The organism is Micromonospora sp. URMC 105, from assembly GCF_051386295.1.
Lineage (GTDB): Bacteria > Actinomycetota > Actinomycetes > Mycobacteriales > Micromonosporaceae > Micromonospora.
This window is the reverse complement of the sequence record NZ_JBPQTL010000015.1, coordinates 16,194-28,514: the sequence shown is the minus strand read 5'-3', so window position 1 is coordinate 28,514 and position 12,321 is coordinate 16,194. Positions and strand designations below refer to the sequence as shown.

12 protein-coding genes and 1 pseudogene are annotated in these 12,321 nt (G+C 73.1%); 6 read left to right on the top strand and 7 right to left on the bottom strand.

Features of this window, described 5'->3' with window-relative positions:
- Window positions 1-42 precede the first annotated feature (42 nt).
- Window positions 43-1,845, top strand: a complete 1,803-nt coding sequence (locus ACSNN7_RS07860) for a beta-N-acetylhexosaminidase (protein ID WP_436679997.1) — start codon at window positions 43-45, stop codon at window positions 1,843-1,845.
- A 549-nt stretch (window positions 1,846-2,394) separates the two neighbouring features.
- Window positions 2,395-3,060 (top strand): C39 family peptidase, encoded by a 666-nt coding sequence (locus tag ACSNN7_RS07855; RefSeq protein ID WP_436679996.1) that lies wholly within the window; start codon window positions 2,395-2,397, stop codon window positions 3,058-3,060.
- Window positions 3,061-3,153: 93 nt separating this feature from the next.
- Here ACSNN7_RS07855 and dusB read toward each other — a convergent pair whose 3' ends face one another.
- From dusB to ACSNN7_RS07820, 7 genes and pseudogenes are all read right to left on the bottom strand, one after another.
- Window positions 3,154-4,329, bottom strand: a complete 1,176-nt coding sequence (gene dusB / locus ACSNN7_RS07850) for a tRNA dihydrouridine synthase DusB (protein ID WP_436679995.1) — start codon at window positions 4,327-4,329, stop codon at window positions 3,154-3,156.
- Between the two features lie 103 nt (window positions 4,330-4,432).
- Entirely contained in the window at window positions 4,433-5,260 is an 828-nt protein-coding gene (locus tag ACSNN7_RS07845) for a hypothetical protein (protein WP_436679994.1), read from the bottom strand.
- Window positions 5,253-6,176, bottom strand: coding sequence for a hypothetical protein (locus ACSNN7_RS07840; protein ID WP_436679992.1), 924 nt, complete (start codon window positions 6,174-6,176; stop codon window positions 5,253-5,255). Before ACSNN7_RS07840 ends, ACSNN7_RS07845 begins: the two co-directional genes overlap by 8 nt.
- A gap of 74 nt (window positions 6,177-6,250) precedes the next feature.
- Window positions 6,251-7,078, bottom strand: coding sequence for a hypothetical protein (locus tag ACSNN7_RS07835; protein ID WP_436679991.1), 828 nt, complete (start codon window positions 7,076-7,078; stop codon window positions 6,251-6,253).
- A gap of 152 nt (window positions 7,079-7,230) precedes the next feature.
- Window positions 7,231-8,610, bottom strand: a complete 1,380-nt coding sequence (locus ACSNN7_RS07830) for a glycine--tRNA ligase (RefSeq protein WP_436679989.1) — start codon at window positions 8,608-8,610, stop codon at window positions 7,231-7,233.
- 114 nt (window positions 8,611-8,724) lie between these two features.
- Window positions 8,725-8,991 (bottom strand): annotated as a pseudogene (locus ACSNN7_RS07825) (hypothetical protein); the annotation flags it as partial.
- A 71-nt stretch (window positions 8,992-9,062) separates the two neighbouring features.
- Window positions 9,063-9,404 carry an antibiotic biosynthesis monooxygenase family protein gene (locus tag ACSNN7_RS07820; protein WP_436679988.1) on the bottom strand — a complete coding sequence of 114 codons (342 nt, stop codon included), beginning with the start codon at window positions 9,402-9,404 and terminating at the stop codon, window positions 9,063-9,065.
- 27 nt (window positions 9,405-9,431) lie between these two features.
- On the opposite strand from ACSNN7_RS07820, the gene ACSNN7_RS07815 reads away from it, so the two are divergent.
- From ACSNN7_RS07815 to ACSNN7_RS07800, 4 genes are read left to right on the top strand one after another with little or no spacing between them, the layout of a single operon-like run.
- Entirely contained in the window at window positions 9,432-9,689 is a 258-nt protein-coding gene (locus ACSNN7_RS07815; protein WP_436679987.1) for a DUF6703 family protein, read from the top strand.
- 54 nt (window positions 9,690-9,743) lie between these two features.
- Window positions 9,744-10,688 (top strand): metal ABC transporter substrate-binding protein, encoded by a 945-nt coding sequence (locus ACSNN7_RS07810; RefSeq protein ID WP_436679986.1) that lies wholly within the window; start codon window positions 9,744-9,746, stop codon window positions 10,686-10,688.
- Window positions 10,685-11,446, top strand: a complete 762-nt coding sequence (locus ACSNN7_RS07805) for a metal ABC transporter ATP-binding protein (protein WP_436679985.1) — start codon at window positions 10,685-10,687, stop codon at window positions 11,444-11,446. Before ACSNN7_RS07810 ends, ACSNN7_RS07805 begins: the two co-directional genes overlap by 4 nt.
- A 2-nt stretch (window positions 11,447-11,448) precedes the next feature.
- A complete protein-coding gene (locus ACSNN7_RS07800; protein ID WP_436680041.1) occupies window positions 11,449-12,315 on the top strand; it encodes a metal ABC transporter permease in 867 nt (288 codons plus the stop codon).
- The last annotated feature ends 6 nt before the right edge of the window (window positions 12,316-12,321 follow it).

Below are 12,321 nucleotides of genomic sequence, written 5' to 3'. Positions count from 1 at the left end.
CCTTTGCCATATCCGCCGCAAATACACCCCGGAGCCGCCGCCGTGCCGCCCACCCCGTCCACCAGCCCGGAGCGCGGCTCCACCAGCGCCGCGACCGGCCCGGAACCGCTCGGCCACGTCGGCCTCCCCACCCACCGCCCGGCCGCCGCCGAGCTGGCCCGGGCCGCCGAACTGACCGCCGGAGAGCTACTCGCCCCGCCCGCACCGGTCCGGCTCGCCGACGTGGTGCCGGCCCCGGAGCAGGTCCGGCCGGATCCGGCGGCCGATTTCACTCTCCCCGCCGACGCGGCCGTCCGGGTCGGCCCGGACCCGGACGCCCGGGACGTGGCCGAACAGCTCGCCGAACTGCTGCGACCGGCCACCGGATACCCGCTGCCGGTCGTGGTCGAGGCCACCGCGACCGACGGCCCGCTGGTGCTCACCCTGGCCGCCGCGGTGGCACCCGCCGGCGTACCCCGTCCGCGGGACGCCGCGCACGACGCGGTGGGCGCGGACGCGCTCGCCGACGAGGGCTACCGCCTGACCGTCACCCCCACCGAGGTGCGGATCAGCGCCGAGCGGGCCGCCGGCCTGTTCCACGGGGTGCAGACGCTGCGGCAACTGCTGCCGGCGGCGATCGAGAGCGCGTCCCCGGTGGCCGCGCGCTGGGTGGTGCCCGGCGGCGAGATCGTCGACCGTCCGCGCTTCACGTACCGGGGCGCGATGCTCGACGTCTCCCGGCACTTCTTCGGCGTCGCCGACGTACTGCGCGTGATCGACCACCTGGCCCGGTACAAGCTCAACCACCTGCACCTGCACCTCACCGACGACCAGGGCTGGCGGATCGCCGTCGACTCCTGGCCCGCGCTCGCCACCGTCGGCGGCGCCACCGAGGTGGGCGGCGGCGCGGGCGGTTTCTACACCGCCGCGGACTACCGGCGGATCGTCCGGTACGCCGCCCGCCGGCACGTGACCGTCGTGCCGGAGATCGACCTGCCCGGCCACACCAACGCGGCGCTGACCGCGTACCCGGAGCTGGCGCCGGACCGCGTCGCACCGCCGCCGTACACCGGCACCGAGGTCGGCTTCAGCTACGTCGACCCGGCCGGCGAGCGGACGTACGACTTCGTCGCCGACGTGCTCGGCGAGGTGGCCGCCCTGACTCCCGGCCCGTGGCTGCACATCGGCGGCGACGAGGCGTTCAAGGTGAAGGGCGAGGCGTACACCGGGTTCGTGGAGCGGGCCCAGCGGATCGTCGCCGACACCGGCAAGAGGGTCGTCGGGTGGCACCAGATCGCTCCGGCCGGGCACGCCGACGGGCGGGTGCTCCAGTGGTGGGGCACCGACGGCACGGACCCGGTGACCGCCGAGGCGGTACGCCGGGGTGCCCGCCTGATCCTCTCCCCCGGCAACCACGCCTACCTGGACATGAAGTACGCCCCGGACACCCCTATCGGGCACGACTGGGCCGGGCTGATCGACGTGCGGCGCGCGTACGACTGGGACCCGGGCACGCACGTCACCGGCGTACCGGCCGACGCCGTGCTGGGCGTCGAGGCGCCGCTCTGGACCGAGTCGGTGACCACGCTGGCGGAGATCGAGTTCATGCTCCTTCCCCGACTGCCCGCCATCGCCGAGCTGGGCTGGTCGCCCCGGACCACGCACGACTGGACCGGATTCCGGGAGCGCCTCGCCGGCCACGGTCCGCGCTGGGCCACCGCCGGCATCACCTACCACCGCGCCCCGGAGATCCCCTGGCCGGCCGAGCCGGACGGCGCCGACACCCCGCCTGGAGGTGGCAGCGGAGCCGGTGATCCATCCCGCTCCGGCACCCCAAACCCGGACGATCCGCCCTCCGGGTGCTAGACCCCTGCAGATCTTGGACAGTTGCCGTTCCGCTCGAACGGCAACTGTCCAAGATCTCCCCTATCGACCTCCTACCAGCCCCGCCGGGCCGGATCTTCCTCCCCGCCAGGCCCCCCTGGCCGGATCGGCCTCCCAACAAGCCCGCCTCGGCCGGTGATCAAGAAGTTTGCGTCTGTGCGGCGCGTGTTTCTGACGCAAACTTCTTGATCACCGAGGCGGAGGGGGCGGGGCCAGGCCGTCGGGTTGGGGCCGGTGGGCGGTATGTCCGGTTGGGGCTGGCGTGACCTGTGCTGGCGCGGTGGGCGGTTCCGGTGGCGGAATGGGTGGTGGGGGTGGGGGCGTTGTAACTCGCGTGCGTTCGGCGCTCCCCCGCGCCGGAACGGTCTCGGGCCGGCCCGATGGAATGCCTGGCGGCCGGGGCCGGTTGCATTCCGCCGGACGCCCGAGCAGGTCCCGCTGATCGCCGGGTCAATCTCTGCTGACTTCCCCTGCGGCACCGCGCCCTCCGCGCTGCGCCGCGTACCCCCGACCAGAGAGGCAGCACCGATCATGCGTACCGATCTGATCCGCAAGACCGCCCTGACCGCTGCCGGCCTCATCTGCACCGGCGCCGTCGCCGGCCAGCTCGCCACCGCCGGTGCCGAGTCGCCCACCACCGGCCAGGCCACCGCGTCGGCGAAGAACGACCGCCCGTCGCACGGCGAGCGCGAGCTGAACATGCGCTACGCGGCCCAGCCGAACTTCTACTACTGCGGCCCCTCGGCCACCCGCAACGCCCTGTCCGTGCAGGGCAAGGACGTCGACGTCCACGCCATGGCCAGGGAGATGGGCACCACCGAGGCGGGCACCGACTCCATCCACGACATCACCCCGGTGCTGAACAGGGAGACCGGCAAGAAGGTCTACCGCAGCGTCGAGATCCGCGAGAACCGGGCCGATCGGGAGCAGACCGACAAGCTGCGTACCGACATCGTCCGCACCGTCGACGACGGCCGGGCCGTGGTCGCCAACGTCGCCGGCACCGCCACCGACACCGACGGCCTCACCCACTCCTTCGAAAACGGCCACTACATCAGCGTCATCGGCTACCGCGAGGGCGGGAACGTCGTCACCATCGCCGACTCGGCCGACGCCGCCCAGGCGTCCTACCGGATGAGCGTGGACAACCTGGCCGACTGGATCGCCACCCGCGGCTACGCCGCCGTGGCGGCCTGACCCGTCCGCCGACGACGAGAAGGGCCGGCCCCCACCCGGGGGCCGGCCCTTCGTCGTGTCCGCGTCCGGGCGGCTTCGGCGGAGCAGCGGCGGTCAGCCGCCGGAGTCGGCCAGCTCGGCGCCCTCGGGCACGGTGTCGTCGTCCCGGCTGGCCAGCCAGCCGTCGGGCAGGAACACCTTGCCCGGCGAGTTCGTCCGGCCCCGCGGCTGCCCGAGCGTGGCCACCGGGAACGGCTCGGTCGGGTCCAGCTTGCCGAGCAGGTCGTCGAGCTGCGCCAGGCTCTCGATCATCGCCAGGTCGCGGCGCAGCTCGCTGCCGACGGGGAAGCCCTTGAGGTACCAGGCGACGTGCTTGCGGAAATCGGTGCAGCCGTCCCGCTCGCCCCGCGCCGGGGTACGCGAACCGGCGGTGAACTGGTCCACCAGCAGCTCGGCGTGCCGGCGCATGGTCTGCGCGACCTCGCCGAGGGTGGGCAGCCGCCGCTCGGGGCGGCCGTCGAAGGCGGCCTCCAGGTCCGCGAAGAGCCAGGGCCGGCCCAGGCAGCCCCGGCCGATCACCACCCCGTCCACGCCGGTGTGCGACACCATCCGCAGCGCGTCGTCAGCCTCCCAGATGTCGCCGTTGCCGAGCACCGGCACGTCGAGGGCCTGCTTCAGGGTGGCGATGGCGTCCCAGTCGGCGGTGCCCGAGTAGCGCTGCGCGGCCGTACGCCCGTGCAGGGCCACCGCCGCCACCCCCGCGTCCTGCGCGGCCAGGCCGGCCTCCACGTACGTCAGGTGGTCGTCGTCGATGCCCTTGCGCATCTTCACGGTGACCGGCACGCCGGCGGGCGCGGCGGCGTCCACCGCGGCCTTCACCAGCCGGGCGAAGAGCCGCCGCCGCCACGGCAGCGCGGCGCCCCCGCCCCTGCGGGTCACCTTGGGCACGGGACAGCCGAAGTTGAGGTCGATGTGGTCGGCGAGGTTCTTCTCGACCACGATCCGCACCGCCGCGGCGGTCGTCTCCGGGTCGGTGCCGTAGAGCTGGAGGCTGCGCGGCTGCTCGTCCGCCCCGAAGGCGATCATGCGCAGCGTCTTCGGGTTCCGCTCGACCAGCGCGACGGTGGTGATCATCTCGCAGACGTAGATGCCGCCGCCCTGCTCCCGGCAGAGCTGCCGGAAGCCGACATTGGTGATGCCGGCCATCGGGGCGAGCACCACCGGCGGCCACACCTGGTATCGCCCGAGGGTGAGCGGGCGGAGCGCGACGGAGGTAGCGGGACTGGTCACGTACCCAAGAATCCCATGCCCGGCGCGGTGGCCCGGCCTCCGGTGGCCGGTCGCCGCCGCGATGGTGAGCGAACTCGCACCGCGACGGCGACCGACGTCCGGGTCAGTACGTGCCCGGGCTGGCCAGGATCAGGCCCGAGACGTCCACGATCACCGACGTCGCGCTGCTGACGTGCAGGGCGAACGCGAGCTGGTTGCCGTTGTAGGACCCGAGCTGCACCTCGACCAGGTTGGAGAGGATCTGGTTGGGCCCCCACCAGTTCAGCGACGAGGTCTGCGGCTTGGCGATCGACGAGCTGTACGCGGTCAGCACCCCGGCGGAGACCGTGCCGGCCACGGTGATGTTGACGTACGCCGCGGTGGCCCGCTCGGCCAGCGCCGGCGGCACGTTCTTGACCGTCAGGTGGATGACCTGGTTGGCGTTCAGCTTGCCCGAGGTCACCACCGAGGTGGCGCTGACCACGTGGGCGCTGTAGCTGGAGATCGAACGGGTGTCCAGGATCCGCTTCGGCGCGACGGCCATGGTCCGGTTCGCCCACCGCGAGGTGTTGACGTACGCGCGGGTCCCGCCCTTGCCGCCGATCACCAGTTCGCCGGAGGGGGTGACCGCGAGGGAGCCGGTCGGCAGCTCCTGCGGGATGTCCGCGGACGGGGTGGGGGTCAGCACCAGCGGCGGCCGGGTGCTCGGCGCGTCGACGGTCAGCGCCGGGGCCAGCGCGGAACCGCCGCGCAGCACGGTCTCGGTGGCCCCCGCATCGTTGGTGGCCCCGATGAGCACCGGCTGCCCCGGATCGGCGGCGGCCGGGGTGGCCACGACGGCCGCCGCGCCGACGCCGGCGCCCGCGGCGACACCGGCCTTGATGATCCGGCGGCGGGTGGTCGACGACGTCTCGTCGGTGCTCATGCTGGTGGTCTCCTCGGTCTCACGCACGGGGCTGCACCTCCCGGTCAGCGCGCTCGGCGGTGGCCTTGATCGCGTCGGCGCGGACGCCGCTGGTGCCCGAGTCGGCGGTCAGGCGCCTCGGGTTGTTGATGACGGCGGACTCCGGGTGGAACACCAGCAGACCGGTCACGTCGAGGATGATCGCGCTGGCGCTCTTCTGCACCCAGATGGCGACGGTGTCCGGGTAGAAGTCGCCGTTCGCGGTCGACCAGGCGCCGACCTGGGTGATCACGCCGTTGGAGAGCAGCTGGCCGGCCCCCCACCAGTTGATGGTGGAGGCGGCCGGAGCGGGGTCACGGCCGTAGACGGTGGCGAAGCCGCCCTTCTCGGTCTTGGCCACGGTCACGTTGCCGATCAGGCCGTCGCCGTACTCGACGATGCCGTCGAGGTGCACCAGCAGCCAGGCGCCGGCGACCGCGCGGCCCTGCGAGTCGATCTGCCCGGCGCCTTCGAGGAGCCGGGCCCGGCCGGCGGCGGTGCGGGTGTCGAGCACCCGGGTCGGCGGGATCGGCACCAGCATGGTGGCGTTCGCCGTGGTGAAGGTCTCGTAGCGGCGCACCACGCCGCCGGAGTCGGTGCCGGCGGCCCCGAGGCCGAGGGTGGTCGACTCCAGCGAGCCGGGCAGCACCGGCAGCTTCGACTCCGAGCGCTTCAGCAGGAGCGCGGGGCCGGCGTCGTTCTGCACGACGAGGGTGGCCGCGCCGTTGCCGGCGGTGCTGGTCACCGTGGTGCTGCCGCCGCTGTTCGGCGCGCCCAGCACGACCGGTTCACCGGGGGCGGCGCTGGCCGGGGCGGCGTTCGCCGCGGCGACGGCGGTGGCGGCGACGGCCGCCCCGCCGGTCACGGCGGCCCGCCGCAGCAGGGTACGCCGCGAGGCGGAGCGGTCGGGTTCGGACGAAGTCATCTCATTCCCCCGTGTCATGGGTTGGCGGTCTGCGACGAACGGCGGTCGGGGCGGGCCGGCAGCGGCCGGGTCACCTACGCCCCGCCGCCGAGCAGGACCTGGCTCGGGTGGCCGACCAGCAGGCTGGTCATGTCGACGATCGCGTGGGTCGGCGACGAGGTGGCCTGGAGGGTCAGCACGCTGCGGTACGCCCCGAAGGCGCCCAGCTCGGTGAAGAGGAAGTTGGACAGGATCGTGCCGGCGGTCGCCCAGTTGACCGTGGAGGCGGTGGGCTTGGTGCCGCTGCCCCAGACGGTGAGCACGCCGGCGCCGGTCATCCCGACCACCGTGACGTTGCCCTTGATGGCGTAGCCGTCGCGGACGTACGAGTCGAGGGCGAGCACGATCGGCACGCCCGGCTGGAGCCGGCTGAGCGAGTCCAGCGAGCCGGAGACGATGTTGCGCCGCAGGTTGGCGTCGCGGGTGTCGAGGATCCGGGTCGGCGGAACGGCGACCGAGGTGGTGGCCCACTCGCTGGTCCACGCCCAGCCGTTGCTGGGGTTGGCGCCGGTGCCCGCCCGGACGAAGAGGTCGCCCTGGTCGTCCATCGCCACGGTGCCGGGCTCGGAGTCGAGCACGTGCGGGTAGAGGCCGGAGCTCGGCACCAGCCGCAGCGGCGCGCCGGCCGGGTTGGCCAGCACCAGCGGGGTGTCGGTGTGAGTGAGGGTGGTGCTGGCCCCGCCGGCCTCGTTCGTCGTACCCATGATCAGGCTGTCGCCCGCCGCGGCCTGGGCGGTGCCGGGCGCGGCCACCGCGGCGACGACGCCGGCGCCGGCCGTGGTGGCGGCGACCGTGGCGGCGCGGCGCAGCAGGCGGCGCCGCTTCGGGTCGTGGTCGTTGTCCTGTTGCGACGCGCGCGTCATGCAGACACCCCCGTGATGAGATTCAACGCCGGGAATGCTCGCACGAGATCATGCCCGGCTCAACCACCGGGTGGGCGCAACCGCCGGCCGAGGGGCCATCGACGGCGACGGCCCCGCCCCTGGTCGGGGGCGGGGCCGTCGGCGCGGTCGGTTCAGCAGCCCGGCAGGCGCTCGATCAGGTAGCGCTCGACCTGGTCCAGCGCGACCCGCTCCTGGGCCATGGTGTCCCGGTTCCGCACGGTCACCGCGTCGTCGTCGAGGGTGTCGAAGTCGACGGTCACGCAGAACGGGGTGCCGATCTCGTCCTGGCGGCGGTAGCGGCGGCCGATCGCCTGCGAGTCGTCGAACTCGACCACCCAGCGCTTGCGCAGCTGCGCGGCGAGGCCCTTCGCCTTCGGCGAGAGCGCCTCGTTGCGGGACAGCGGCAGCACCGCCACCTTGACCGGCGCCAGCCGCGGGTCGAAGCGCATCACGGTGCGCTTGTCCACGCCGCCCTTGGTGTTCGGCGCCTCGTCCTCGTCGTACGCCTCGAGCAGGAACGCCAGCACCGCGCGGGTGAGGCCGGCGGCCGGCTCGATGACGTACGGCATCCAGCGCTCCTGCTTCGTCTGGTCGAAGTAGGACAGGTCGACGCCGGAGTGCTTGCTGTGCGTGGAGAGGTCGAAGTCGGTCCGGTTGGCGATGCCCTCCAGCTCGGCGAACTCGCTGCCGCCGAACTGGAACCGGTACTCGATGTCGACGGTGCGCTTCGAGTAGTGGGAGAGCTTCTCCTTGGGGTGCTCGTACAGGCGCAGGTTGTCCGCCGACAGGCCCAGGTCGAGGTACCAGTTCCAGCGCTCCTGGAGCCAGTACTCGTGCCACTGCTCGTCGGAGCCCGGCTCGACGAAGAACTCCATCTCCATCTGCTCGAACTCGCGGGTGCGGAAGATGAAGTTGCCCGGGGTGATCTCGTTGCGGAACGACTTGCCGGTCTGCGCGATGCCGAACGGCGGCTTCTTGCGGGCGACCGTCTCCACGTTCTTGTAGTTGACGAAGATGCCCTGGGCGGTCTCCGGACGCAGGTAGTGCAGGCCCTCGTCGCTCTCCACCGGGCCGAGGTAGGTCTTCATCAGGCCGTTGAACATCTTCGGCTCGGTGAAGGTGCCCTTGTTGCCGCAGTTCGGGCAGTTCAGCTCGGACAGCGAGGTCAGCGGCTTGCCGTGCTTCTCGGCGTACGCCTCCTCCAGGTGGTCGGCGCGGAACCGCTTGTGGCACGACTGGCACTCGGTGAGCGGGTCGACGAACTCGGCGATGTGGCCGGAGGCCTCCCAGACCTTGCGGGCCAGGATGACCGCGGAGTCCAGGCCGACGACGTCGTCGCGCTGCTGCACCATGGTCTTCCACCACTGCCGGCGGACGTTCTCCTTGAGCTCCACGCCGAGCGGACCGTAGTCCCACGCCGAGCGGGTGCCCCCGTAGATCTCGCTGGAGGGGAAGACGAAGCCTCGGCGCTTGGCGAGGCTGACAACGGCGTCGATACGGTCGGCTGGCATGTTTCCTCCTACGCCGGCTGGCGGTCGGCGGGGACGTGATGTGGACGGAACGAACAGTTCGGGACAACGGTACGACCAGCGGCGTCCCGAGCCCAGCAGAATACTCGCCACGGGTCAGTTGACCCCGCAGACCTCCATGCCGCCGGTCTGCTGGTCCGGCGCGAGGGTGACCTGCTGGGTGTCCCGGAAGCCACCGCTGAAGGTGACGTCCACCGGCACGGTCAGCGCGTTGGGATCGACGTCACCCACCCGGTAGGTGGCGACCGCCGGCTCGTCGGCGACCCGCTGGGCGAACTCCGCCCGGGACTCGCGTCGCTGCGCGTCGTCGCAGAGCTTGTCGTACGCCGCGCCGTACTCCTTGCGCACCAGCGCCCGGTAGTAGGCGTCGCGGGGTACGGCGGTGGGGCTGCCGGGCCGGGTGCGGTCATGACTGCAGGGTAGTGCCCGCCGGTTCAGCGGTGCGGACTCGCGGCCCGATCACTGGTGGCCACCACCACCTCGCCGCCGGGAGCGGCGGCGGCCAGCGTCTCGTACGCGGACGGCTCGTCGAGCGACTCGGCCAGCAGCGGCACCGCGGCGATCTTGACGTCGAACCCGCCCAGCGCCCGCCGGTACGCCCCGACCGACTCCCACTCGGTGAGCAGGCACCAGTGGGCCGGGTCGTCGAGGGCGCGCAGCAGCTCGCCGCGCAGGTAGCCGGGGCGGGCGGCGAGCGCGGCGAGGGCGGCGTGCGCCCGGGCGACGAAGTCGTCGGCGACATCCACCTCGACCACGAACCGGTTGGTCACCAGCACCGGCGTCCTCCTCGTAGAGTCTGTGGGATGCAGCGTACGCAGAGCCCTCTGCTGGTCCGGCTGGCCCGGGTCAACCCGACGTCGGTGTTCCTCGCCACGCTGGCGGTGGTGCTGGTGGCGCTCTTCGCGCCCGGGCCGGTGGGCGGGGTGCTGCTGCTGGTCCTCGCCGCGGGGCTGACCTGGCTGCTGGCCACCACCTGGCCGGTGCAGGCGCCGCAGACCCGGATGATCCGGCTGGTGATGTTGACCCTGCTGGTCGCGGTCGCGCTGGCCAAGCTGATCTGACATGCACTCATGCGTTTTTGACAATCATTTCCGTTGTCACGGACAGTTAATGACATGACCATCCGCTCCGCTCCGCGCGCCCTGGCCGCCGCCACCGCCCTGCTCGCCCTCGGCGGCCTCGCCGCCTGCTCGCCCGGCGGGGCGGACGCCGACCCGCAGCGGGTCGACGTGGTGGCCGCCTTCTACCCGCTGCAGTTCCTCGCCCAGCGGATCGGCGGCGACGCGGTCACCGTGACCAACCTGGCCAAGCCGGGCGCCGAGCCGCACGACCTGGAGCTCAACCCGCGCCAGGTCGGGCAGGTCACCGAGGCGGAGCTGGTCGTCTACCTCAAGGGCTTCCAGCCGAACGTGGACGAGGCGGTGGACCAGAACGCCGCCGACCGCGCCTTCGACGTGGCGACCGTCCAGCCGCTGCTGACCGCCGCAGCCGGCGGCCACGAGCACGAGGGTGAGGCCGGTCACGCCGAGGAGCCGGCCGGCGCTCTCGACCCCCACCTCTGGCTCGACCCGACCCGGCTGGCCGCCGTCGGCGACCAGCTCGCCCAGCGGCTCGGCCGGGCCGATCCGGACCGGGCCGCGGACTACACCGCCCGGGCCGGGGCGCTCCGCGGCGAACTGGAGAAGCTCGACGCCGAGTTCGCCGCCGGGCTGAAGACCTGCCAGCGGCGGGAGATCGTGGTGAGCCACACCGCGTTCGGCTACCTCACCGAGCGCTACCAGCTGGAGCAGGTCGGCATCACCGGTCTCAGCCCGGAGAACGAGCCCAGCCCGCAGCGGCTGGCCGAGGTCGCCGAGGAGGCCCGGGAGCACAAGGCCACCACGATCTTCTTCGAGACGCTGGTCAGCCCGAAGGTCGCCGAGACCATCGCCGCGGAGGTCGGCGCGAAGACCGCGGTGCTGGACCCGATCGAAGGGCTGTCGAGCGACTCCGGCGGGGACTACCTTTCGGTGATGCGTACCAACCTGCAGACCCTGCGGACGGCGTTGAGCTGCTCGTGAACGCACCTGTCATCGGCGTCACGCACGGGGTGGTCGGCTACGACGGCCGGCCCGTGCTGCGGGACGTCTCGCTCACCGTCACCGCCGGCGAGGTGGTCGCCGTCCTGGGGGCCAACGGCTCCGGCAAGTCCACCCTGATCCGCGCCGCGCTCGGACTGGTCCCCCTGACCGCCGGTGCCGTCGAGCTGTTCGGCACCCCGCTGCGCCGGTTCCGGCAGTGGCGGCGCATCGGGTACGTCCCGCAGCGGCTCGGTGCGGGCGGCGGCGTACCGGCCACGGTCGGCGAGGTGGTCGCCTCCGGCCGGCTGGCCCGCCGGGGCGTGCTCCGCCCGCCGGGGCGCGCCGACCGGGAGGCGGTCGAGGCGGCGCTGCGCGCGGTAGGGCTCGCCGACCGGGCCGCCGACCCGGTCGCCACCCTCTCCGGCGGCCAGCAGCAGCGCACCCTGATCGCCCGGGCCCTCGCCGGCCGACCGGAGCTGCTGGTGCTCGACGAGCCGACCGCCGGGGTCGACGCCGCCAGCCAGGAGGCGTTCGCCACCGCGCTGCGCGGATTCGTCGCCGACGGCGGCACCGTGCTGCTCGTCGCCCACGAGCTGGGGCCGCTGCGCCCGCTGATCAGCCGGGCGGTGGTCGTGCACGAGGGTGGGATCTGCCACGACGGCCCGGTGCCCGAGCCCGCCGGCCACCACGCGGAGCCCGACCACGACCACGTGCACCCGCACGGTCCCGACGAGCCCGCCGGGCTGTGGAGCAGCTGACCATGGAACTCTTCCAGTACCCGTACATGCAGCGTGCGCTGATCGGCGCACTGATCATCGGCCTGGCCGCCCCGGCGCTCGGCATCTACCTGGTGCAGCGGCGGCTGACCCTGATCGGCGACGGCATCGGCCACGTGGCGCTGACCGGCGTCGGCGCCGGGCTGCTGCTCAACCGCTCCCCCGTGCTGGTGGCGGTGATCGTGGCGACCCTCGGCGCGATCACCATCGAGCTGGTCCGGGCCCGCGGGCGCACCTCCGGCGACCTGGCGCTGGCGCTGCTCTTCTACGGCGGCATCGCCGGCGGGGTGATGCTGGTCGGGCTCTCCGACGCCACCAGCGCCAACCTCACCGCGTACCTCTTCGGCTCGCTGACCACCATCTCGCCGCAGGACCTGATCACCATCGCGGTGCTCGGGGTGGCCGTCGGCGTCACCATGCTGGCGCTGCGCCCGGCGCTCTTCGCGGTCTGCCACGACGAGGAGTACGCCCGGGTCTCCGGGCTGCCCGTCCGGACGCTGAACCTGCTGCTGGCCGTGGCCACCGCGGTCACCGTCACCATCGCCATGCGGGCGGTGGGGGTGCTGCTGATCAGCGCCCTGATGGTGGTGCCGGTGGCCACCGCGCAGCAGGTGACCCGGGGCTTCCGCAGCACCATGACGGCGGCCATGGCACTCGGCGTCTTCGCGGCCGGCTCCGGGGTCTGGGTGGCGGCCACCGCGGACACCGCCCCGGGGGCGTCGGTGGTGCTGCTGGCGATCGCCTCGTTCCTGGTGATCGCGCTCGGCGCCGCCGGCTGGCGGCGGCTGCGCCGGCGGGCCGTCCCGGCCGCCACGCCCGCGCCCGAACCGCACGAGGTGGTGCTGCGGTGACGCTGC